Origin of the sequence: Vermiculatibacterium agrestimuris (genome assembly GCF_943193085.1) — a bacterium.
Taxonomy (GTDB): Bacteria; Bacillota; Clostridia; order Oscillospirales; family Oscillospiraceae; genus Vermiculatibacterium; species Vermiculatibacterium agrestimuris.
This window is the reverse complement of record NZ_CALPCU010000020.1, coordinates 1-21,360: the sequence shown is the minus strand read 5'-3', so window position 1 is coordinate 21,360 and position 21,360 is coordinate 1. Positions and strand designations below refer to the sequence as shown.

Annotated in this window: 20 protein-coding genes; 2 read left to right on the top strand and 18 right to left on the bottom strand. The window is 62.0% G+C overall.

The features are described from left to right. Nucleotides 1–18: 18 nt before the first annotated feature. From NFR87_RS07820 to aroF, 14 genes are all read right to left on the bottom strand, one after another. The gene (locus NFR87_RS07820; RefSeq protein ID WP_251448689.1) at nt 19–831 is read right to left on the bottom strand and encodes an SDR family NAD(P)-dependent oxidoreductase; all 813 of its coding nucleotides are present in this window, start codon (nt 829–831) and stop codon (nt 19–21) included. Between the two features lie 18 nt (nt 832–849). Further along, nucleotides 850–2,061 carry an MFS transporter gene (locus NFR87_RS07815; protein ID WP_251448687.1) on the bottom strand — a complete coding sequence of 404 codons (1,212 nt, stop codon included), beginning with the start codon at nt 2,059–2,061 and terminating at the stop codon, nt 850–852. Continuing rightward, the gene (locus NFR87_RS07810) at nt 2,058–3,356 is read right to left on the bottom strand and encodes a TRAP transporter large permease (RefSeq protein WP_251448686.1); all 1,299 of its coding nucleotides are present in this window, start codon (nt 3,354–3,356) and stop codon (nt 2,058–2,060) included. The genes NFR87_RS07815 and NFR87_RS07810 overlap by 4 nt, the downstream gene beginning before the upstream one ends. After that, entirely contained in the window at nt 3,353–3,874 is a 522-nt protein-coding gene (locus NFR87_RS07805; RefSeq protein WP_251448684.1) for a TRAP transporter small permease, read from the bottom strand. Before NFR87_RS07805 ends, NFR87_RS07810 begins: the two co-directional genes overlap by 4 nt. 97 nt (nt 3,875–3,971) lie before the next feature. Beyond that, complete coding sequence (gene dctP, locus NFR87_RS07800) at nt 3,972–5,009, bottom strand: TRAP transporter substrate-binding protein DctP (protein ID WP_251448682.1); 1,038 nt, start codon at nt 5,007–5,009, stop codon at nt 3,972–3,974. 264 nt (nt 5,010–5,273) lie between these two features. Then, nucleotides 5,274–6,203, bottom strand: a complete 930-nt coding sequence (locus tag NFR87_RS07795; RefSeq protein WP_251448681.1) for a LysR family transcriptional regulator — start codon at nt 6,201–6,203, stop codon at nt 5,274–5,276. Then, entirely contained in the window at nt 6,200–8,875 is a 2,676-nt protein-coding gene (locus tag NFR87_RS07790; protein ID WP_251448679.1) for a translation factor GTPase family protein, read from the bottom strand. The genes NFR87_RS07795 and NFR87_RS07790 overlap by 4 nt, the downstream gene beginning before the upstream one ends. 72 nt (nt 8,876–8,947) lie before the next feature. Continuing rightward, nucleotides 8,948–9,376, bottom strand: coding sequence for a type II 3-dehydroquinate dehydratase (aroQ, locus tag NFR87_RS07785; RefSeq protein ID WP_251448677.1), 429 nt, complete (start codon nt 9,374–9,376; stop codon nt 8,948–8,950). Beyond that, nucleotides 9,373–9,906: a shikimate kinase gene (locus NFR87_RS07780; RefSeq protein WP_251448675.1), complete on the bottom strand. Its 534-nt coding sequence runs from the start codon at nt 9,904–9,906 to the stop codon at nt 9,373–9,375. Before NFR87_RS07780 ends, aroQ begins: the two co-directional genes overlap by 4 nt. Beyond that, nucleotides 9,903–11,060, bottom strand: coding sequence for a bifunctional chorismate mutase/prephenate dehydratase (locus tag NFR87_RS07775; protein WP_251448673.1), 1,158 nt, complete (start codon nt 11,058–11,060; stop codon nt 9,903–9,905). The genes NFR87_RS07780 and NFR87_RS07775 overlap by 4 nt, the downstream gene beginning before the upstream one ends. A gap of 65 nt (nt 11,061–11,125) precedes the next feature. Continuing rightward, entirely contained in the window at nt 11,126–12,169 is a 1,044-nt protein-coding gene (gene aroC / locus NFR87_RS07770; RefSeq protein WP_251448672.1) for a chorismate synthase, read from the bottom strand. Further along, nucleotides 12,166–13,416 carry a 3-phosphoshikimate 1-carboxyvinyltransferase gene (locus NFR87_RS07765; RefSeq protein ID WP_251448671.1) on the bottom strand — a complete coding sequence of 417 codons (1,251 nt, stop codon included), beginning with the start codon at nt 13,414–13,416 and terminating at the stop codon, nt 12,166–12,168. The genes aroC and NFR87_RS07765 overlap by 4 nt, the downstream gene beginning before the upstream one ends. Beyond that, nucleotides 13,413–14,477 (bottom strand): 3-dehydroquinate synthase, encoded by a 1,065-nt coding sequence (gene aroB / locus NFR87_RS07760; protein WP_251448670.1) that lies wholly within the window; start codon nt 14,475–14,477, stop codon nt 13,413–13,415. The genes NFR87_RS07765 and aroB overlap by 4 nt, the downstream gene beginning before the upstream one ends. A 45-nt stretch (nt 14,478–14,522) precedes the next feature. Further along, a complete protein-coding gene (gene aroF, locus NFR87_RS07755; RefSeq protein WP_251448669.1) occupies nt 14,523–15,542 on the bottom strand; it encodes a 3-deoxy-7-phosphoheptulonate synthase in 1,020 nt (339 codons plus the stop codon). Between the two features lie 408 nt (nt 15,543–15,950). Between aroF and NFR87_RS07750 the strand changes: the two genes are divergently transcribed. After that, nucleotides 15,951–16,403, top strand: coding sequence for a T3SS (YopN, CesT) and YbjN peptide-binding chaperone 1 (locus NFR87_RS07750; RefSeq protein WP_251448668.1), 453 nt, complete (start codon nt 15,951–15,953; stop codon nt 16,401–16,403). A 78-nt stretch (nt 16,404–16,481) separates the two neighbouring features. Here NFR87_RS07750 and proS read toward each other — a convergent pair whose 3' ends face one another. The 4 genes from proS to NFR87_RS07730 form a co-directional block, all read right to left on the bottom strand. Continuing rightward, nucleotides 16,482–17,924: a proline--tRNA ligase gene (gene proS, locus NFR87_RS07745; RefSeq protein ID WP_251448667.1), complete on the bottom strand. Its 1,443-nt coding sequence runs from the start codon at nt 17,922–17,924 to the stop codon at nt 16,482–16,484. 60 nt (nt 17,925–17,984) lie between these two features. Further along, the gene (locus NFR87_RS07740; RefSeq protein ID WP_251448666.1) at nt 17,985–18,839 is read right to left on the bottom strand and encodes a patatin-like phospholipase family protein; all 855 of its coding nucleotides are present in this window, start codon (nt 18,837–18,839) and stop codon (nt 17,985–17,987) included. 68 nt (nt 18,840–18,907) lie between these two features. Beyond that, nucleotides 18,908–20,587 carry a DAK2 domain-containing protein gene (locus NFR87_RS07735; protein ID WP_251448664.1) on the bottom strand — a complete coding sequence of 560 codons (1,680 nt, stop codon included), beginning with the start codon at nt 20,585–20,587 and terminating at the stop codon, nt 18,908–18,910. 16 nt (nt 20,588–20,603) lie between these two features. After that, nucleotides 20,604–20,954: an Asp23/Gls24 family envelope stress response protein gene (locus tag NFR87_RS07730; RefSeq protein WP_251448662.1), complete on the bottom strand. Its 351-nt coding sequence runs from the start codon at nt 20,952–20,954 to the stop codon at nt 20,604–20,606. 160 nt (nt 20,955–21,114) lie between these two features. On the opposite strand from NFR87_RS07730, the gene NFR87_RS07725 reads away from it, so the two are divergent. Beyond that, the gene (locus tag NFR87_RS07725) at nt 21,115–21,303 is read left to right on the top strand and encodes a hypothetical protein (RefSeq protein WP_251448660.1); all 189 of its coding nucleotides are present in this window, start codon (nt 21,115–21,117) and stop codon (nt 21,301–21,303) included. Nucleotides 21,304–21,360 lie beyond the last annotated feature (57 nt).

Sequence of the window (21,360 nt, the reverse complement as noted above, 5' to 3'; positions counted from 1 at the left end):
TATGGGCCGCCGCTCCCCTCAGCTGTCCTGATACTCAAATACCCGGCTCACGCTCCAGCCGCCGTCTACCAGGAAGGTCTGCCCAGTGACATAGCTGCTGGCCGCGCTGGCCAGAAAGAAGACCATTCCCAGATAGTCCTCGGCATAGGACACCCGCCCCATGGGGATGGAGGCGGCCGCCTGTTTCATATAGTCCCCGGGCCGCTTGGCCATCATAGGCGTCCAGATCCACACCGGCGCGATGCCGTTGACGGTCACGCCCTTATCCGCCAGGCTCACCGCGAAGTTCTTGGTGGCCTGCATCAGCGCCGCCTTGCTGCAGGCATAGGACATTCCGTCTACACAGTTGACGGAAAAGGCGTCGATGCTGTTGATGTTGATGATGCGGCCGAACCCGTTGCGTACCATCACCTCACTGACGGTCTTGTCGATGTGGATGCTGCCCAGCAGATTGGTCTGGAGGGTATCCTTGAGCTCCTCCTCATCGGGATCCAGCGTATCGCAGGTTCGGGCCACCGCCGCGGTATGGATCAAGATATCAATGCGGCCAAAGTCCTTTTCGATCTGCTGGGTGACCCGTTGACAGTCCTCCGCGCTGCGCACATCCAGGGCGTAGCTTCTGCACACACAGCCCTCTTTTGTCAGCTCCGCGCACACCCTGTCGGCCTTTTCCCTGGTGCGGTTGGCCAGAGCCACCCTGGCGCCGTTGTGCGCGAAGGCCGCGGCAAAGCTCTCACCCAAGCCGCCGGCGCCGGTGATAAAGCACACCCGATCCTTCACGCTGAACAGCTCCGGGATCCGGTCGCTGGGGATCACATTATGAAGCTCCATACTTCTCCTCCTGAAAAATTATTCTGCCTGTTCTCCGCCCTTTGCGCCCACACCGAACCAAAAAGCCAGCCCCCCGCCCAGCGGAAGCAAAGAGAGGGCAAGAAACACGGCGGGCAGCGGAAGCCAAACGCTCAAAAGGCTGGCCGCCAGGCTGCCAAAGACCATAGACGCGCTCAGGCTTACAGATGAGGTGAACAGCTGAGCCATGGCGGTGTACCGGGCGTCCACATGGCCGGCGGTATAGCTCTGCAGGCAGGGCACCAGAGTCCCGAAGCTCAAGCCCTGAAGCAGCATGGCCAAAATGGCGCAGGTATAGTTTGGCGAAAGCCCCACCAGCGCACACTGAAGCGCATGAGCGAGCAGACAGACGGTAAAAAGCCGCCGAAAGGAAAAACGCTCCAGCAGGGCTCTGGACAAAAACATAAAGGGCACCTCGGCAATGGCGTAGGCAAAGTTGCCCACGCCCACCGCCGTAGCGCCGGCCCCCATGATGGCCAAATAGGCGGAAAAGTAGGCGTTGATCCCGGCCACACCGGCCATGGCAAAAAAGCCGCTGAGCACCACAAGCATATATTCCCGCTGCCCTGTCAGCACCCGCAGCCCTTCCCCCATGCCGGGCCCTGGGGCGTCCTCCGCCGTGCGCGGCAGCGCCTTGGGTCTGGGGATGGTAGAGGAGACCGCGGCGCAGCACAGTCCAGCCAGGGTCATTCCGCCCACCAGGCCTCTATGCCCAAAGCGTTCAAGTGCCCAGCCCAGCGCCACGGCCATAATGGCGAAGGCCAGGCTGCCGCAGCTGCGGGAGACGCCATAATTGACGGCGCGCCCCTGGGCATTGAGGGCGGCCACCCAGCCGTTGCCCATATTCTGAATACAGTTGATGAACATTCCCGACAATGCCGCGCATACCGCCAGTTCCGCCGTTGTGCCCGCCCGGATGATCCACGTATACACGACCAGCATGGCGGCGGCGCTGAGCAGATAGAAGCTCCGGTAGCAGCGGCGGCGGTCACACAGCAGCCCCCACACCGGTTGCACCAGTGTGCTGACACATGACGTCAGCCCGCCCAGCATGCCGATCAGCACATTGGAGACGCCCTTCTGCAGCAGAAGGTAGGAGAAAAACGACGTTCCCGCATAGCCGGCAAAAAAGCAGCCCTGAAGGGCGGCAAACCGCCTATCCAGGCTTTTGTCGGCCCTTACCTGCGTGTGAGCGCCCCCTTCCCCGTTCATTTCAGCAGGGAGGGTAAGAAGGTCGCGATGGCGGGCACATAGGTCACCAGGATCAGGGCGGGCAGCCACACCCAGAAAATCAGCTGGAAGGTGGGCTTGAGCACATCGGCCACATCGGTATTGCTCAAACGGGCGCCCAGATACATCAAAGGTGCGCAGGGCGGCGTCACGCAGCCCAGGCTGATGTTTACCGCCACGATGGCGGCAAAGTGGATGGGAGAGACCCCCACAGACTCCACCACGGGCAGCAGGATGGGTACGCACAGCAGGGTGGCGCTGGTATCGTCCATCAGCATACCAATAATGATCATAAAGATATTGACGATGGCCAGTACTGCGACCCTGCTGGTGGCCACGGAGCCCAGAGCGTCCATGATCATGGAGGGCACGTCCTCCATAACAAAGATGCGGCTGAGCATCATCACCGTAAAGAGCATGACCATGATCACGCCGATAGTGTTGGCGCTGGAGATGAGCACGTCCTTGATCTTGCTCCAGGTCAGCGTCCGGTAAATGAAAAGTCCCACCAGCAGCGCATAGACCAGGGAGACGGCGGCGGACTCCGTGGCGGTCATGATCCCGGAATAGATACCGCCCAGAATAATGATGGGAAAGATGATGGCGGGGATGAACTTTACCAGCCGCACCTTAAATTCCCGCTTGAACTCGGTCTTCGGCAGCTTTTGCGCCACCTCCATCCCCTCGTCCTTGCGCACCATAAAGAAATAGGCCACACAGAACATCGCCGTCATCAGAAGGCCCGGGCCAAGCACTGCCAGGAAGCACTTGAGCACGGACTCCTTGGCCAGCCACGCGTACATGATCATCAGGGAGCTGGGCGGGATCAATCCACCCAGCAGACAGCTGCTGGAAATGAGGGCGGCGGACTTTCCCTTGCTGTAGCCCGCCTGCTCCATCCGCGGCCACATGATGGAGCCGATCACAGACATGGTGGCACAGGCGGAGCCGGTGACGGAGCCGAACAGGGCGCAGGCGATGACCGCCACCATGCCCAGCGAGCCCTTCACCCTGCCCACCAGCAGATTGACAAAGTTCACCAGATGGGCGCCCAGGTCGCTGCGCTCGATGATCCCTCCGGCTATGATGAACAGAGGGATCGCCAGAAGCACAAAGTTACTGGTCTTGGAATAGGCGTAGGGCACCAGAAAATCCAGGGAATAGCCACAGGAAAACACCAGGAAAAGGGTGGTACCGAAGAAGGCGGCGGGAACAGGGATCCCCACCATCAGCAAGACGATCAAAAGGACGATGGCGATCATAACAGGTGCGCTCATCTCTGCCCCTCCTCTCCGGTTTCCCCATAATGGCGGAATTTTTGAAAATATCTGACGCAGTGGGCCAGCGCGTAAAAGGACATCAAAAACAGGCCGATCAGAATAATGGTATACACGATCCACATGGGCAGCTTCAGGCCCGTAGTCCGGCTCCCCTCTCCCAGCACAAAGATCATCTCCTGGGTGGAGAGCACCGCGCAAATGCCGATGAGCACCGCGTCCACAAGGTTCTGGAACGCGCGCAGCAGCAGCATCTTTCTCTGATCCTTGATAAAGAGGCTCATCACATCGGCGGTGATCTGAGTTTCCTCCTTGCTGCCCAAAGCCCCGCCAATAAAGTAGATCCCAAAGGCAAAGAGCATGATGAGCTCCTCCAGGCCCAAAATGCTCACCTTAAACATACGGCGCATGGGCACTGTGATAAACACCAAAAGCACCATGGCAATGCAGCAGACCACCACCACAACGTGCTCCGCCTTCAGCAGTTTTTCGCCGAAGGACTTCACAAAGTTTTTCATAGGACTTTCCTCCCTGAATGCAGGGGACGGATCAGGAACCTCCCTCCCGATCCGTCCCTTTTTTCCGTGTATACTTCTCAGAGCAAGCGGCGGAAGATCACTTGGAGAGGCTCTCGATCAGGCCGTCAAAAACCTCGTCGTTGCCCATGCTGTCCCGCAGCTTGGGCCAGACCTCCTCGCGGCACTTGGCTCCAAACTCTTCCAGCACGGCGTCGTCGGGCTTGATGACCTCAATGCCGTAGTCGGCCATCTTCTCCAGATATTCGTTCTCGGTCTCCTCGCCCTTGGCCAGGCTCTCCTCGAACACCCAAGCCGCCGCATCCTCCAGCGCCTTCTGCTGGTTCTCGCTCAGGCCCTCGAAGACCTCCTTGTTGATGCTGACGGTGGCCACCTCAAAGAAATTGTTGATCTGGATGTAGTACTTGATCACGTCCCGGAACTGGTCATAGCAGACAGGGGGATGTCCGCCCACAAAGCCGTCCACCACGCCGGTCTGTACAGAGGTGAAAAGCTCAGACCAGTTGACCGCCTGAACCTGGTAGCCCATGGCGGCCATGGGCACGGAAACCGTATCGCTGTTGGGCACCCGGAGCACGAAGCTGTGGTTGGCGCCCCAGACGTCCCAGTCCGTGGGCATCTTTGTGCCCGCCAGACCGCCGGCGCCCACCAGATGCAGGCCCAGCAGCTTGATCCCCACATCGTCGCACAGCTTGGTCATGGTGTCGTTGACGTAGGAGCCGGGGGCAAACAGCTCGCTGGCCTCCTCCCAGGTGGCTGCCAGATAGGGCATATTCCAGATGTTCAGCGCCTGTCCAAAGGTGGTGGAGTTACAGCCAAAGGTCATGTCGATGCTGCCCTTGGACACTTCGTCAAACACGGTGGTGTAATCTCCCAGAGAGCCGGCATAATAGGGCTTCACGGTCAGGGTGCCGTCGGTGGCCTCGCTGACCTTCTCACAAAACTGGGCCAGGATCTGGGCCGTGGGGTGATCCTCCGTATAATCGCAGTGGATCTTCAGTGTGACGCTCTTTTCATCGCCGCCCTTTTTTCCGTCGGAGCCCGCCTGTCCGCCGCAACCGGACAGTACGCTCAGCAGCATTGCGCAGCTGAGCAGGGATGCCATCACTTTTTTCATTTTGTCTCCTCTTTTCCATCACTTTATTTGTTGTTTACTTTTCACTTTTCCACTTTGCGGTGATAAAGTATAGGGGTGAAAAAACGCGTCTTCAGACGCCTTTGTCTGTCACCAAGACAGCAACTGGAAAGGGTACGAAGACGCATCGTTCTTTCTTGTCAGTGTCCGTAAACAACTATTTTCCACATTGTACTCGTATTTGCGGAAAAAATAAAACTGGAAAATCCAAAGGGTTTTCATAGGAAAATTCTATAGTTATCTATCTTATATAGATAACTGGCTCTCCCTGGCCCTCTTGATCTCCTCTTTGCACAACTCCACGCACCGTCTTCCGATGGCCGAGAGCTCGTGGTTCCTCTTTTTAATCCAGATAATGGTATTATCGGAGATATCTTCCACAGGGACTGTGGTGAGCCCCAGCTTTTGAAATACCTCGGGAATGATCCCGCTCCCAATGGAAAAGCAGTCGGTCTCCTGAAGCAAAATGGTCACCGCTCCGTTGTCCTGGACTACCAGCTCTCTATCCCATCCCCCTTCCTCAAACCACTCCTCAGAAAACTGCCGTGGGATCAGCGGGCCCTGAAAGAAGGTACACCGAGGATATGACTTCAACTCTTCCATTTTCAAGGTCTTCCGCTTCGCCAGAGGATGGCGGACGGAGAGAAAGGCCGCGGGTGTCAGGGTGCCCAGCACATGATATTCCAGCCCGCGGTTTTTTAACTCCCGGAGGATGTGGCCGCGGTTGTTGTCCTCCTCATAGTAGTTGAGGATCCCCAACTCGCTGACCCCCCGGGCCACCTCCTCGATCACATCCAGCTTTCTGCTGTCCAGATGCCGGAGGCTGCATTTTCCCTCCAGTTCCCTGGCTATGCGCGCAAATACGGCCTCTGTAAAATAAAAGTGGGTGGAGCTCATAGAAAAGCGGTGACATTCTTCGCTGTGCTTTTCATATCGCTGCTCCAGATAACGCATCTGCTCGATCACAGACTGAGCGTCCGTCACAAACATCTCTCCGTCGGCCGTCAAGGTCATGCCCGAGCGGCTGCGGGCAAAAATGCTGAAGCCCAGCTCCCGCTCCAGGTTCTGGATCATTTCCGACAGGGTGGGCTGCGCCACATAGAGTCTCGCGGCGGCCCTGCTCAGCGAGCCGCATTGTGCCACCGCCAAAACATATTCCAGCTGCTTTACCGTCATCGCTGTTCCCTCTTTCCGCGTTCTGATACCGAAAGGTCGTCCCTTTCCCCCCGGGCCTTCTCAAAGGCAGCCTTTACCGGGCCGGAGGGGAGCTTCATATTGTTCCGTTTCAGGATATTGGCGATCTCCACCCGGGCCTGCTCCACTTCGCCGCGCAGCTCCGGGGCGGACATGCGCAGGGCTCCGTGGCCCAGAATAATAAACTGGATCGGGCCGTCGGAGGTGGCCACCCGCACCCGGACTCCCTCCTGGGAGAGCCGGTAGCTGGCCTTCTCGATATAGCTGTCCGCCGTCTCCGCCTCCTTGGTATAGACCACGTGAATGTTGTGGTACTTCACCACCGAGCCGGTGCCTTGCGGCACCTTATAGGCGTCGAAAACCAAAATGACCCGGTTATTTTTGAAGCCCTGGTAGTTACTCAGAATGTCCATCAGGGTCTTTCGGGCGGCGTCCAGGTCGTCCCTGGCCAGGGTCTTCAGCTCCTCCCAGGCAAAGAGAATGTTGTAGCCGTCCACCAGCAGGTATTCCGGCCCTGAGGGCAGCGGCTTCCCCTTGGGAGGCTTGGCCGCCTCCCGGCTCTCCCGCCGGGGCGGCACGGGGGGCGGAGGGTGGAAGGCGCGGGGCTTCACCGCCCCGTAGGTCTTCTCAAAAATGCCCATCAGCTCCCTATCCGCCTCCAGGCCCCCGGAGGGCGGCACGGCGCGGCGCGGCTGCTGGGGTTCGGGTCTTTCCTCCGTGGAGGGCGGGCCGCCCAGCTCCAGCGCGGCCAGGTGCATGTGCTTCTCCACCTCGTTCCAGGGCACATTGTATCCCGCGCCGTGGGCGCAGAACACCGAACCCGCCGGGTCGTCCACGTCCCGCTCCGGGTCGTAGCCCAGCGCCTCCACCACCTTGTCCTGCTCTCCGCAGGGCCGGTAGAGTCCGGCGGTGCAGGTCAGGCGGCCGCGCCCCTTGGTGTAGGCCGCCACCTCCGCGGCATAGTCCCCCATGGCGGACACCGGGACGGAGCCGGTGAGAACGGCCTCCTCCCCCAGGGGCTGGGCCGGCCCGGTCTCGCCCCCCATGCGCTGTATGTCGCTCAGCGCCCGGCCCAGGCTGGCGGCGGGCAGCTCCAGCCGGAAATCATACCAAGGCTCCAAAAGGATGCTTCGGGCCTTCATCAGGCCCTGGCGCACCGCCCGGTAGGTGGCCTGGCGAAAATCGCCCCCCTCGGTGTGCTTTTCGTGGGCCCGGCCCGAGACCAGGGTGAGGCGCACATCGGTGATGGGGCTGCCGGTGAGCACCCCCCGGTGGCTCTTCTCCGCCAGATGGGTCAGAATGAGCCTCTGCCAGTTCACTGCCAGGGCGTCCTGGTCGCAGGCAGAGGCGATCTCCACGCCCCTGCCCCGGGGCAGGGGCTCCAGCAGCAGGTGCACCTCGGCGTAGTGGCGCAGAGGCTCAAAGTGGCCCACTCCCTCCACCGCCGCGGCGATGGTCTCCCGGTAGACGATGCTGCCGGGGCCAAAGTCCACCGCCAGGCCGAACCGCTCCTGGATCTGCCTTTTCAGCACCTCCGCCTGTACCTGGCCCATAAGCCGCATATGGATCTCCCCCAGATCCTCCTTCCACTCCAGGCACAGCTGGGGATCCTCCTCACACAGCAGCCGCAGCCTGGGGAGGACGGCGTGGGGGTCGGCCCCCTGGGGCAGAATGAGCTGATAGGTCATCACCGCCTCCAGCGCCGGCGGCGCCCAGGGCCTCTCCGCGCCCAGGGCCTGCCCCGGGGCGGTGCCCTTCAGGCCGGTGACGGCGCAGACCGTCCCCGCCGGGGCCTCCTCCACCGGGGTAAACTTGGCCCCGGAGTAGATCCGGATCTGCTCCACCTTCCCCTCCACGCCCGGAAGGGTGGATTTTACCCGGAGACTGCCCCCGGTGAGCTTCAGGTGGGTGAGTCTCGCCCCCTGGGGGTCTCTGGAAATTTTGAACACCCGGGCGCCGAATTCCGCCCCCCACCGGGGCCGGGGGGCGAAGCGGGAGAGGCTGTCCAAAAGCGTCTCCACCCCCTCCAGCTTCAGGGCTGAGCCAAACAGGCATGGGAATACCCTGCGGCGGGCAATAAGTCGCCGCAGGGTATGATCGGTGAGCCGGCCCTGCTCCATGTACTCCTCCAAGGCCCCCTCGTCCCCCAGGGCGGCCTCCTCCCAGAAGGAGGCGCTTCCGTAGCCGGAAAAATCCAGAATACCATCAGAGAGGGCGCCGCGCAGCTTGGAGAGCAGAGACTGTCTGTCCACGCCGGGCTGATCCATCTTGTTGAGAAAGAGGAAGGTGGGCACCCCGTGGCGCTCCAGCAGCTTCCACAGGGTGAGGGTGTGGCCCTGGGGACCGTCGGGGGCGGAGATGACCAAAAGAGCGCAGTCCAGCACCCCCAGCACCCGCTCTGCCTCGGCGGCAAAGTCCACGTGCCCGGGGGTGTCCAGCAGGGTGAAGTCCACATCCTCCAGCGGGAGCACCGCCTGCTTGGAGAAGATGGTGATGCCCCGCTCCTTCTCCTGGTCGTCGGTATCCAGAAAGGCGTTGGCATGATCCACCCTCCCCAGCGTGCGCAGCGCGCCTCCCTTGTAGAGAAGCGCCTCCGAGAGGGTGGTCTTGCCCGCGTCCACATGGGCCAGGATGCCCAGGGTCAGTTTATCCAAGCCGCCGCCCTCCTTCCGCGATGCACAGCAAGCGCCCTTGGTGAAATGTCCTTCTAAACACTAAAAAGCCGGTTACTGTTTCCCCAGGAAATAGCCCATGGCGGCCTCGTAGCCGTAGAGGCCCAGGCCGCAGATCTGCCCCACGCAGGCGGGGGCGGTGACGCTCTTGTGGCGGAACTCCTCCCGCTGGTGGACATTGGAGATGTGCACCTCCACACAGGGCACACTCACCGCCTTCAGGGCGTCCAGAATGGCGATGGAGTAGTGGGTATAGGCCCCGGGATTCATGACGATGGCGTCGTAGACTCCGTTCGCGGCGTGGATGGCGTCCACGATAGCCCCCTCATGGTTGGACTGGAAGCACTCGGCGGTGGAGCCGTGGGCGGCGGCGAAGGCCTTGACGCGCTCGCAAAGGCTCTCGTAGTTCTCCTCCCCGTAGATGCCCGGCTCCCGCTGCCCCAGCAGATTCAGGTTGGGGCCGTTGATGATGAGAAATTTCATATCCCTTCTCCTCCCTTATTTTCTTCCCAGGACGCAATGGTCTCCACCGCCTCTTTCACCCGGGCGGCAGTGGAGACGGCAGAGGTAAAATCATGGATGGTGGCGTCGGCCCACTTTTCATAGATGGGGGCGCGCTGGGCCGCCCGCTCCAAAAAGGCCTCCCGGCCCGCCTGGGCCAGGGGACGGCCGGACATATCCTCCCCGTCGAAGATGTCCCCGGCGTCCCGGTCGAGCCAGATCACCACGCCGCTTTGCTTCAGGGCGGCCATGGCCCCCTCCTGGAGGGGAAGGCCGCCGCCGCAGGCGATGATAAGGTCGTCTCTCAAACTGAGGGCCTGGGCCACCCCCATCTCCAAAGAGCGGAAATACCCCTCCCCCTGGGTCTCAAAGATCTCCGCCACGGAGATCCCCTCCCGGGCCTCGATGAGCTTGTCGGTGTCCACCAGTGTGCGCTTGAGCCGCATGGCGAGCAGCTCGCCCACTGTGGTCTTGCCACAGCCCATCATGCCGATGAGAATGATATTTTTCATCTCTCATACCCCTTAAAATTTCCCAAGATGCGAAAATCCGCCGAGAGCTGGCTGAGCTCATGGAGCACCCCGTCCATGCCGGGGGCGGTGAGGTCGCCGGTAAACTCCACAAAGAAGCGGTATTCCCAGCCCCGGTCGGAGATGGGGCGGGACTCCAGCTTCACCAGGTTCAGTCCGCTGACGGCGAAGATGGTCAGGATCTCATGGAGGGAGCCGGACTGGTGGGGCAGGGAGAAGACGGCGGAGATCTTGTCCCGGCCCTGGCGCAGCTCCAGGCTGGGGGAGACCACCACAAAGCGGGTAAAGTTGGCAGTGTTGTGGTTGATGGGCGCGGCCAGCACATCGAGACCATAGAGCTTGGCCGCCCGCTGGGAACAGATGGCCGCCGCCGTCCGCTCCCCCCTCTGGGCGACCTGCTTGGCAGAGCCCGCCGTGTCCAGCGCGGGCACCTGCGTCCAGCCCCGGTGCTCGTCCAGGAACCTGTCGCACTGCTGAAGGCCCTGCTCGTGGGAGTAGACGGTCTTGATCTCCTCCATACTCACCCCGGGAAGGGCGGCCAGGCAGTGCTCCACCTTCACCTGCCACTCTCCCACCAGGCAGAAGTCATACTGGGCCAGCAGGTCGTAGACCTGGCGGATGGAGCCGGTGGAGGAGTTTTCGATGGGGAGCATGGCATAGTCCGCCTCCCCCCGGGCCAGGGCCTGGAACACATCCCCGAACCAGGGAAGGCCCCGGGCCTCCACCCCCTCTCCGAAGAAGCCGGCGGCGGCCTCCTCGGAATAGGCCCCTGGCTCCCCCTGGTAGACCACCCGGGGATTGGCCACCGGCTCCCGCTGCTGGCTGAGCTGGCCCAGCCAGCGGGCATAGCCCGCGTCCTCCGCCCCCTCCTTGACGATCTTGTGCTGCTGGCGGCGGGAGAGGGTCATGATGGACTCAAAAAAGCGGGCCACCGCCGCCCGGTCGGCGGGGGTGGAAGCCAGAGCGGAGCGGCGGGCAATGACCTCCTGCTCCCTCTGGGCGTCCAGCACCGGCAGCTTGGCGCTGCGCTTATATTCCCCCACCTGGGCGGTGACCTCCATCCGGCGCAGGAACAGCTCGGTAAGGCCGCCGTCAATGGCGTCCAGCCGGGCGCGGTATTCATCTAATTGGGACATAGTGATCTCTTCCTTCCTTTTTCTGGGCTTGCTTTTTTCAGCGGGCGGCAGACCCCTCCCCCGCGTCAGATCCCTAAAACCTCACAGGCGGCAAGGGCCGCCGCCGCCTCAATGACAGGCACCGCCCGGTGGACGACGCAGGGGTCGTGGCGGCCCTTGATCTCGAGCTCCACCTCTTCCCCGGTGCGCAAGTCCACACTCTCCTGGGGCAGGGCGATGGATGGGGTGGGGCGGAGGGTGACCTCAAAGAGAACAGGCATCCCGTTGGTAATGCCGCCGTTGACGCCCCCGGCGTGATTGGTCTTGGTGACCACCTTACCGTCCTTTATCTCAAAGGGATCGTTGGCCTCGGTGCCCCGCATATAGCTCAGAGCCACCCCGGCCCCGAAGGAGACCGCCTTCACCGCCGGGACGGCGAAAAGGTACTGGGAGAAGATCCCCTCCACGTTTCTGCCGAAGTCAGGGGCCCCCAGCCCCGCCGGGAGGCCCACCACGGCGCACTCGATGGAGCCGCCCACGCTGTCACCGTCGTTCTTTGCCTCCAGAATAGCCGCGCGCATCTCCTCTCCCCTGCCGTCGTCCAGCACGGGGAAGGGCTTGTCTGCCAGGGTGCGCAGGGCCTCCACACCGTCCAGCGCGGCGTCGCTGATCCCATAGATGGCGCTGATGTGACTGCCCACCCAAATGTTTTTCTCCGCCAGCAGCTGCCTGGCCACCGCCCCTGCCGCCACCAGAGGGGCGGTGAGCCGGCCGGAGAAGTGGCCGCCCCCCCGGTAGTCCAGGTTCCCCTTGCTCTGGATGAACCCGGCGTAATCCCCGTGACTGGGCCGGGGGGTGTAGCGCAGGGCCTCATAGTCGGTGGAGTGCTGGTCGGAATTTTGAATGACCAGGCACAGCGGCGCCCCGGTGGTCTTGCCCTCAAAAAGCCCGGAGAGGACGTGAACTTCGTCCGCCTCCCGCCGGGCGGTGGACAAGCCGTCCTTCCCCGGGGCCCGGCGGGCCAGCTGGCCCGCCATAGCGGTCATGTCCAGCGCCAGCCCTGGGGGAACTCCCTCCAGCACCACGCCGATGGCGCTGCCGTGGGATTCGCCGAAAATGGTATATTTCATGCCCTTTCCTCCTGAATTTTCCCGCCCAGGCGGACGTATTCTTCCCAGAAGCTGGGGTAGGATTTGTTCACCGCCTCGGCCCCCGTAAGGGTGATGGGCCTTTGGCACCGGGTGGCGGCGATGGCCGCCATCATGGCGATACGGTGGTCGTTATAGCTGTCCACCGTCACGCCCCCGGGGAGGGCCTCCCTGCCCCGGACGACCAGGAAGTCCTCCCCTTCGGCCACGTCGGCCCCCAGGGCGGCGAGCACCGCCGTGACGGAAGCGAGCCGGTCGCTCTCCTTCAGCCGCAGCCGGGCGGCGTTCACCAGCCGGGTCTCCTTCCCCGGCCGGAGGGCGGACATCACCGCCAGAGGGGGCACCAGATCGGGACAGCCGGACACATCCACGTCTCCGTCCCCCTCCCGGCCCAGCCGGGCAAAATGGTCGGCGATGACCTTGTCCCCCTGGACGGAGTGGGGATTCAGGCCCTGTATCTCCACCGGGTTGTCCAGGTACATGGCGGCGTACCAGAACCCGGCCTGAGACCAGTCGGACTCTACGGTAAAATCCCCGGCGGAATAGCTCTGGCCGCCGTGGACGTAGAAGTAGGGGCAGCCCTCCCTCGGCTCCTCCGCCGCCACTCCGGCGGCGAAGAGGGCCTCCATGGTCATGAGGATATAGTCCCAGCTTTCAACGGGGGTGGTGGGAATAATATAGCTGTCCCCCTCCAGCAGGGGCAGGGCATAGAGAAGGCCGGTTATAAACTGGGAAGAGACATTGCCGGGCAGGCGGTACTCTCCCGGGGTCAGCCGCCCCTGAACGGTGAGAAGGCCGTCCCTTTGCCCATAAGAGATGCCCTTCTCCTCAAAAAGGTCGAAATAGGGCCGCTGGGGCCGTTCCATGAGCCGGCCCCGCCCGGTAAATGTCCCGCCCCCCCGAAGGGCCAGAGCGAGGGGGATGAGAAAACGCAGGGTGGAGCCGGACTCTCCGCAGTCCAGACGGGGATAGGCCATGCGCCGGAGGGGACAGGCGGCGTTTGCCCCCAGGCCCTGAACGATGACGGCGTCTCCCCGCCGGGTAAATTCTGCCCCCAGCTCCTCCAGACAGCCCAGGGTGGCCTCCATATCCTGGGAGTGGGATACGCCGCGGACAACGCTCTCCCCCGACCCCAGCGCCGCGGCGATGAGCAGCCGGTGGGCCTGGGACTTGGAGGGGGGCGGAGTGACCGCTCCGGCCAGCCGGGAGGGTGTGATGGTGAGGGTCATCTCAGTTCCTCCAGCAGCTCTGCCTTGGGCATCTTCTTCACCACAGCCCGGCCCATCTCCTCCAAAAGGATGACCGAGATGTCCCCGCCCGTGCCCTTCTTGTCCCGGCCGATGGCGGCGGCATAGGTCTCGGCGTCACAGTCGATGTGGGTGGGAAGGGCCAGTGCCTTCAGAAGGGTCTCTACCCGCTCCGGCAGACCCGCCGGAGTGACCCCGAGGCCCACCCCCAGCTTGGCGGCGGCGCACATCCCCGCCGCCACCGCCTGGCCATGGGTCCAGGTCTCATAGTTCCCCGCCAGCTCATAGGCGTGGCCCAGGGTGTGGCCGAAGTTCAAAATCATCCGTTTCCCCGTGTCCAGCTCGTCCTTTTCCACAACAGAGCGTTTTATATTGCAGCAGGTATACAGTATGTGTTCAATATTTGCCATAAGTTCGGCCCTGCTGGGGTGGACACAGAGGAAATCGAAGAACTCCCTATCGGCGATGCAGCCGTACTTGACCACCTCCGCCATGCCGTCGGAGAAGGTCTTGTCGTCCAGGGTATTCAGGGTCTCCGGGTCCATGAGCACCACCTTGGGCTGCCAGAAACATCCCGCCAGGTTTTTCCCCGCCGCCAGGTCGATGGCCACCTTGCCCCCCACCGAGGAGTCCACCTGGGCCAGGAGGGTGGTGGGGATCTGGATGAAGTCCACCCCCCGGAGGATGGTGGCGGCGGCGAAGCCCGCCAGATCGCCCACCACGCCGCCGCCCAGGGCCACCACGGCGTCGGTGCGGGTGAGGCCGTAATGCATCATAGCTTCCCAGAGAGCGGCGAGATGGGTGGCGCATTTGGCCCCCTCTCCGGCAGGGCCCGCAAACAGCCCTGTGTCAAACCCGGCGTGTTCCAGGCTGTCCTCCACCTGGGCACTGTAGAGGGGTTCCACGTTGGCATCCGTAACGATGGCAAGCCGCTGGGCCTTGGGGCAGACCTTTCGGATCTCCTCCCCTACCCTGCTGAGCAGGCCGGGGGCGATGTGGATGTCGTAGGAGCGCTGGGCCAAGTCGATGTGAAGGGTTTTCATGGGTTCCTCTCCTCCGTAGGGCGGCAAAGGGCCGCCCCTGTGGTCTTATTTTACCAAAGTCTTGCCCACCAGCTCCGTCAGGGCGGAGACCTTGCCCATGAGCCGGTCGAAGTGCTCCGGGGTGAGGGACTGCTGGCCGTCGCACTTGGCGTGGGGGGGATCGTTGTGGACTTCGATGAGCAGTCCGTCCGCCCCCGCCGCCACGGCGGCCAGAGCCAGGGGCTCCACCATCCAGTACATCCCGGCGGAGTGGGAGGGATCCACCACCACGGGCAGGTGGCTCATCCGCTTCACGGCGGGGATGGCGGACACGTCCAGGGTGTTGCGGGTGTAGGTCTCAAAGGTGCGGATGCCCCGCTCGCAGAGGATCACGTTCTCGTTGCCCTCGGACATGATATACTCCGCCGACATGATCCACTCCTCGTAGCTGTTGGAGAGGCCCCGCTTGAGAAGGATGGGCTTGGACAGCTTGCCCACCTCCTTCAAAAGGTCGAAGTTCTGCATATTCCGGGCGCCGATCTGGATGATATCCACCTTGTCCTCGAAGAGCTGGCAGTACTTGGGGCTCATCAGCTCGGTGACGATGGGCATGCCCGTGGCGGCCTTGGCCTCCAGCAGCAGGTCAAGCCCGCCGACCCCCATCCCCTGGAAGGAGTAGGGGGAGGTGCGGGGCTTGAAGGCCCCGCCCCGGAGAAGGGCGGCCCCGGAGGCCTGCACATCCTTGGCCACCGCAATGATCTGCTCCTCGCTCTCCACCGAACAGGGCCCCGCGATAACGGAGAAGCTGCCCCCGCCGATGGTGGCCGCGCCCACCTTCACCACTGTGTCCTCCGGATGGAACTTCCGGTTGGCCCGCTTGTAGGGTTCGCTGACCCGCATGACCCGCTCGATGTGCTCATTGATGGAAATTTTATCGATGTCGATGGCGGTGGTGTCTCCCACCAGGCCCAGGATGGTGCAGTCCACACCGTTGGTGATGCCCACCTGGAGGCCCTGGAGCTGGAATTGCGCCACCAGTTTGTCGATCTCCCTCTGCTGCGTGCCCGGTTTCATAACGACGACCATAAAAGCATCTCTCCTTCTCTGGAATAATAAAAGGGTCTCATTGATGATGAACATCAATGAGACCCCCGCATCGCCTACATCACTGGGTTTCCCGCCCGGCAGCGCCCAGACGGTCTCATTTCGTCCATCCCTTTTCACCCACGCCAAAAAAGCCAAAGCTCATAAATCGAGCCTGGCTGAGGTAGGAGAAAAAGGATGCGGTTGTGAGGGCGGAAGCGTTCATGGCAGTGACCTCACTGAAATGATATAGGGTTATTATAGCCCCTTCCGCTTCAAAACGCAATCTTTTTTTGCCCGGCTTCCGGAGGAAATGGGCAAAATCCCCTTGTCTTTTGGCGCAGAAGTTGATATGATAGTCTCATCTTACAAGCAAGGGTTTCACAGGTATTTACATAGGAGGGGCAAACCATGATCATGAAAGCCACCAAGGCCATTGAAGAAGCCTTTAAGGCCCAGAACTGGAGCTACTCGGTCGACGAGCATCCCGACGGCACCAGCTCCGCCGTCATCACCGGCTTCGATCTCAAGTGCGGCGCCAATGTGCAGATCTTCTTCATCTCCGCCGCCGACAACGACGTCGCTATCCGGGTCTTCAAACTCATCCACATCCCCGCCGGCAAGGAGCACGCCGCCATCCATCTGTGCAATGACATGAACTGCCGGTACCGCTTCGCTAAGTTTGTGACCAGCGACGAGCACATCGGGATCCAGATGGATATGCCGGTGGAGACCCAGAATGTGGGCTCCGTGTGCGTGGAGCTGCTCTACCGGCTGCTGGACATCGCCGATAACGCCTACCCCGTCCTCCAGAAGGAGTTCGGCGGCGCCCCCGCCTCCCCCAACGGCGCTGAGCGTTTCTAAATCCCGCCAACAAAAAAACGCCCCCGAACCGAACGGTTCGGGGGTATTTTTTCGCAAAGGATCCTGTGCCGGGGTGCCTTAATAGGCGATACCCCAATAGATCATGTGCTTGGCCGGCTTGCCGCAGATGGCGCAGGTGTCGCCCAGGTGCTCCTGCTCCAGGGGGATGCACCGGGAGGACATGCCCGCCTCCTCCTTCATCTTCAGCTCGCACTCCAGCTCCCCGCACCACATGGTCTTGATGAAGCCGCCCTTCTCCTCCTGGATGGTCTTGGCCTCCTCCAGAGAGTAGGCGGGGAAGGTGTTGTCCTGCAGATTCTTCAGGGCCTTGGCGTAGAGGGCGTCGTGGATGTCGTCCAGGAGCTTGGCCACCGTGTCCTCGATGCCGTCCAGGCTGACGAAGGCCTTCTCTCCGCTGTCCCGGCGCACCAGCACGCACTGGTTCTTCTCCATATCCTTGGGCCCCAGCTCCAGCCGGAGGGGGACGCCCTTCATCTCATACTCGGCAAACTTCCAGCCGGGGGCCTTGTCGCTATCGTCCATCTTCACCCGGAACCCGGCGGCCTTCAGCTTGTCCATGACGGCCCGGTTGGCCTCCAGGACTCCCTCCTTGTGCTGGGCCACGGGGATCACCATGACCTGGGTGGGGGCGATCCGGGGGGGCAGCACCAGGCCCCGGTTGTCCCCATGAACCATGATGATGCCGGCGATCATCCGGGTGGATACCCCCCAGGAGGTCTGGAAGGGATGGTGGAGCTGATTGTCCTTGCCGGTGAAGGTGATATCAAAGGCCTTGGCAAAGCCGTCCCCAAAGTAGTGGGAGGTGCCGCCTTGGAGGGCCTTGTGGTCGTGCATCATGCACTCCACAGTGTAGGTGGCCTCCGCCCCGGAGAACTTCTCCTTATCGGTCTTTTTCCCCTTCACCACGGGGATGGCCAGCACGTTCTCGTAGAAATCGGCGTAGATGTTGAACATCCGCTCGGTCTCTTCGACGGCCTCCTGGGCGGTGGCGTGCATGGTGTGGCCCTCCTGCCACAGGAACTCCCGGTGGCGGAGGAAGGGGCGGGAGGTCTTCTCCCACCGGAGGACGCTGGTCCACTGGTTGTAGAGCTTGGGCAGATCCCGGTGGGAGTGGATGATGTGGGAATAGTGGTCACAGAACAGGGTCTCGGAGGTGGGCCGGATGCACAGCTTCTCCTCCAGCTTCTCGCTGCCCCCCTGGGTGACCCAGGCGCACTCGGGGGCAAACCCCTCCACATGGTCCTTCTCCTTCTGAAGAAGGCTTTCAGGGATAAGCATGGGCAGGTACACGTTCTCGTGGCCTGTCTCCTTAAATTCCTTGTCCAGAATGGCCTGGATATTCTCCCAGAGGGCATAGCCATAAGGCCGAAGGATGAACATGCCCTTCATGCTGGTGTAGTCGATGAGCTCCGCCTTCCGGCACACGTCGGTGTACCACTGGGCAAAGTCCACCTCCATATCGGTGATCTGCTCCACCTGCTTTTTATTATCCTGTTCCATTTCTCTCCATCCTTTATGGTTCAAAGTTGGTTTTTATTGTATGCAACCCGGGGGAAATTGTCAAGAGCTCTTCCCGCTCCGGGCAAATTCCAGCACCTTGGCTCCCTCGGCGTACCCCATATGGTACAGCCGCTCCACCACCGCCCTGTCCTTGGTGAGGGTGGCCATGCCCGCGATGTCCGAAGGGGCGATAAGAAGGGCTTTCCCCGCCTGCTCCAGGGCCTTTACGGCGGCCACGTCCGTATTGTAGCGCACGCTGCGGCGCAGCAGGGCGCCGTAAGCGTTGGGCCAGCGGCGCAGAGCCTTCTCCATGACCTCCTGATGGTCCAGGGGCGGGCGGAGGTAGTCGGCGGGCCGGGTCAGCAGCAACACGATCCGGTCGCAGCCCTGGGCGATGGCCCGCTTATAGGGCACCGGATCGGCCACGCCGCCGTCAAAGCCGGGCCTGCCCATAACAGGATAGGGCTGGCAGGCCCCGGGGACGGCACAGGAGGCTTTGATGGGGTCGAAATTCCCCTCCCGGAGGAGGGCCTTGTCGTAATAGACCGGGTCGCCGGTGGCGGCGTCGGTGACCACCGCCTCATACCGGGCGGCGCTGGCATTGAAGGCTTCCAGATCCACCGGATCCTCCCCGCCGGGGCCGGAGAGGATGGTGTAGGGGTAGTCCAGGTTGATATAGGAGCCTTTGCGGAGCATATTGTGCATGGACATATACTCCTTGCGGAAGGCGTAGTCCAAGTAAAAGCGCAGGTTGCGCCCCCGCTGTCCGGCCAGGTAGCTGACCATATTGCCGCTGCCTGCCGACACGCCGATGAGGTAATCGAAGGGCTGGACGCCCTGGTCATTGAGATAGTCGTAGATGCCGGCGGTGAAGGAGCCCCGCATCCCGCCGCCCACGTCGATAATGCCTAACATGGATACTTGTCTCTCCTTTGTTGAAAAAACAGGGGAGCCGCACAGCGGCTCCCCCGGCAGTTGCGGATCTATTCAGCAGAGATCATGTAATAATACACCGGCTGGCCGCCTGACAGAAGGGTGATCTCCGCCTGGGGACAGGCGTCGGTGAAGAGCTTCAGCGTCTTCTCCGCCTCTGCCTGCTTGACGTCGGCGCCATAGTAGATATTAATGAACTCCGCGCCGCGGTACTGCTCCTCCTTGGCCAGCTTTTTCAGCAGCTTGTCCAGGTTCCGCTGGGTATCCAGCAATTGGCCGTTGAGCAGGGCCATATAGTCCCCGTGCTTGATGGAAAAACCGCCGAAGTCGCTGTCCCGGGCAGCGTAGGTGATCTCCGCAGTGGAGACCCGCGCCATGGCCTCGGCCATGGCGGCCTCGTTGTCCTCCACGCTGGCGTCGGGATCCATCACCAGCAGGGCGGAGATACCCTGGGGGATCGTCTTACTGGGGATGACCACCACCTGCTTGCCCTCAGCCAGCGGGATACACTGCTGGGCGGCCATGACGATGTTCTTGTTGTTGGGCAGCACGAAGACCACCTCGGCGGGAGTGGCGTCGATCTGCCTGAGGATGTCCTCGGTGGCGGGGTTCATGGTCTGCCCGCCGGAGATGACCCCGTCGGCCCCCAGATCCCGCAGAACGGCGGCAAGGCCGTCGCCGGCGGCCACCGCCACCACACCGTACCTGCGCTCCGGCGGAGCGATCTTCCGCTCTCCGGCCTCCAGCTGGGCCTCGACCTCCTCCAGGTCGTCGGTGGACTGGACGTGCTTGCCCGCCGCCAGATCTTCGGCCTGGGTGCGCATATTCTCGATCTTGGCCAGCTCCAGAATACCGTACTTGGCGCTTTCGGTGAGGGCGGCGCCGGGGGTATCGGTGTGGACGTGAACCTTGAACTCCTCGTCGCTCTCCCCGATGACCAGGCTGTCGCCGATGCTGTTGAGATAGGCCCGGAAGGGCTCCAGGTTCACATTCTCCTTGGCCTTGCGGACAATGAAGACGGTGTCGTAGGTAAAGGTGATGTCCTCGTCCCCCAGAGCGGCGAAGTCGGCGCCGGACTTTTTGGTCTCCGGCACGCTGGCCCCCTCGGGCATGGGTACCGCGTTCATCTCGTCCAGCATCCCCTGGAGGATGACCAAAAAGCCCTTGCCGCCGGAATCCACCACCCCGGCCTTCTTCAGCACCGGGTTCTGCTCCGTGGTATGCTCCAGGGCCACCTGGCCCTCGGCGATGGCCTTCTCCAGCACGTACTGGGCGCCGGCGTCCTCCCGGGCGGCGGCGGCCGCGGCGGCGGCGGAGAGGCGGGAGACGGTGAGGATGGTGCCCTCGGCGGGCTTCATCACCGCCTTGTAGGCGGCGGCCACGCCGAAGTCCAGGGCGATGGCAAAGTCCCGGCCGTCGATGGTCTCCTTCTCCTTCACCGCCTTGGCAAAGCCCCTAAACAGCAGGGAGAGGATCACGCCGGAGTTGCCCCGGGCGCCCCGGAGCAGGGCGTTGGCGGTGGCGTTGGCGGCCTCCCCCACAGTGGCGCGCTCCTTCTTGACAAGCTCCTCGGCGGCGGCGCCGATGGTCATGGACATATTGGTGCCCGTGTCCCCGTCGGGGACGGGAAAGACATTGAGCTCGTTGATCTCCTGCTTCTGGGTGTTGATGCACGCCGAGGCGTGGACGATCATGCGGGCGAAAAGCGCCCCATCAATGGTAGTGATCATATCTTCTACCTTCCTTTCAGCCGATGACCATGGAGTCAACGAACACGTCCACCGACTTGACCTCCACTCCCGTGGCCCGGCTGACATTATACTTGACTTCGCTCATGATGGAGCGGCTCACCGCCATGAGGTTGACCCCGTTCTCCACAATGATATGGAGCTCCAGGGAGATGGTGTCGTCCTCGTTGAGCTTGACCTTGACGCCCTTGGCCATGGACTCCTTGCGCAGAAGGTGCACCAGTCCGTCGGTGGTGGAGCGGATGGCCATGCCCTTCACGCCATAGCAGTTGGTAGCGGCGGCCCCGGTAATGTTGGTAAAAACGTCGCTGCTGATGGTGATGACGCCCTTTTCCGTTTGCAGCTTCATGGAAGACCTTCCTTTCCGTGGGTAAAATCACATATTGGTGTGGTTATTGTATTCTATTTTCAATAAAATTACAAGGGAAAAAGTGGCGGGAAACGATTGTAATTTCCTCGAAAGTCGTGTACACTAAGAGTACCATTGAAAAAAAGGAGGCGCCGGGAAAATGAAAATCGCCCGTTTTGTACTGAAGGTCGTGGGGTTCTGCCTGGCTCTGGCGGCTGCCGCCTGCTGCGTCATCGCCTATTGGGACAAGATCACCGAGTGCGTCCACCGGGTGGGAAGTAAGCTGGGGCTTTCCTGCTGCTCCAGCGACTATGCCGACTTCGACGACTACGCCGACTGGGAGGACTAAACCCAAAGATCCACAGCGTCCATGCGGGGCCGCTCTCAAAGGAGCGGCCTATTACGG

Bases quoted from the DNA above. Each gene is read 5' to 3' on its own strand.
- NFR87_RS07775 (WP_251448673.1), bottom strand. From the start codon at position 11,060: ATGTCCCAATTAGATGAATACCGCGCCCGGCTGGACGCCATTGACGGC.
- NFR87_RS07750 (WP_251448668.1), top strand. From the start codon at position 15,951: ATGATCATGAAAGCCACCAAGGCCATTGAAGAAGCCTTTAAGGCCCAG.
- NFR87_RS07815 (WP_251448687.1), bottom strand. From the start codon at position 2,061: ATGAACGGGGAAGGGGGCGCTCACACGCAGGTAAGGGCCGACAAAAGC.
- NFR87_RS07795 (WP_251448681.1), bottom strand. From the start codon at position 6,203: ATGACGGTAAAGCAGCTGGAATATGTTTTGGCGGTGGCACAATGCGGC.
- NFR87_RS07805 (WP_251448684.1), bottom strand. From the start codon at position 3,874: ATGAAAAACTTTGTGAAGTCCTTCGGCGAAAAACTGCTGAAGGCGGAG.
- NFR87_RS07725 (WP_251448660.1), top strand. From the start codon at position 21,115: ATGAAAATCGCCCGTTTTGTACTGAAGGTCGTGGGGTTCTGCCTGGCT.
- dctP (WP_251448682.1), bottom strand. From the start codon at position 5,009: ATGAAAAAAGTGATGGCATCCCTGCTCAGCTGCGCAATGCTGCTGAGC.
- NFR87_RS07820 (WP_251448689.1), bottom strand. From the start codon at position 831: ATGGAGCTTCATAATGTGATCCCCAGCGACCGGATCCCGGAGCTGTTC.
- NFR87_RS07765 (WP_251448671.1), bottom strand. From the start codon at position 13,416: ATGACCCTCACCATCACACCCTCCCGGCTGGCCGGAGCGGTCACTCCG.
- aroF (WP_251448669.1), bottom strand. From the start codon at position 15,542: ATGGTCGTCGTTATGAAACCGGGCACGCAGCAGAGGGAGATCGACAAA.
- NFR87_RS07730 (WP_251448662.1), bottom strand. From the start codon at position 20,954: ATGAAGCTGCAAACGGAAAAGGGCGTCATCACCATCAGCAGCGACGTT.
- NFR87_RS07780 (WP_251448675.1), bottom strand. From the start codon at position 9,906: ATGAAAAATATCATTCTCATCGGCATGATGGGCTGTGGCAAGACCACA.
- aroQ (WP_251448677.1), bottom strand. From the start codon at position 9,376: ATGAAATTTCTCATCATCAACGGCCCCAACCTGAATCTGCTGGGGCAG.
- NFR87_RS07740 (WP_251448666.1), bottom strand. From the start codon at position 18,839: ATGTTAGGCATTATCGACGTGGGCGGCGGGATGCGGGGCTCCTTCACC.
- NFR87_RS07810 (WP_251448686.1), bottom strand. From the start codon at position 3,356: ATGAGCGCACCTGTTATGATCGCCATCGTCCTTTTGATCGTCTTGCTG.
- aroC (WP_251448672.1), bottom strand. From the start codon at position 12,169: ATGAAATATACCATTTTCGGCGAATCCCACGGCAGCGCCATCGGCGTG.
- proS (WP_251448667.1), bottom strand. From the start codon at position 17,924: ATGGAACAGGATAATAAAAAGCAGGTGGAGCAGATCACCGATATGGAG.
- aroB (WP_251448670.1), bottom strand. From the start codon at position 14,477: ATGAAAACCCTTCACATCGACTTGGCCCAGCGCTCCTACGACATCCAC.
- NFR87_RS07735 (WP_251448664.1), bottom strand. From the start codon at position 20,587: ATGATCACTACCATTGATGGGGCGCTTTTCGCCCGCATGATCGTCCAC.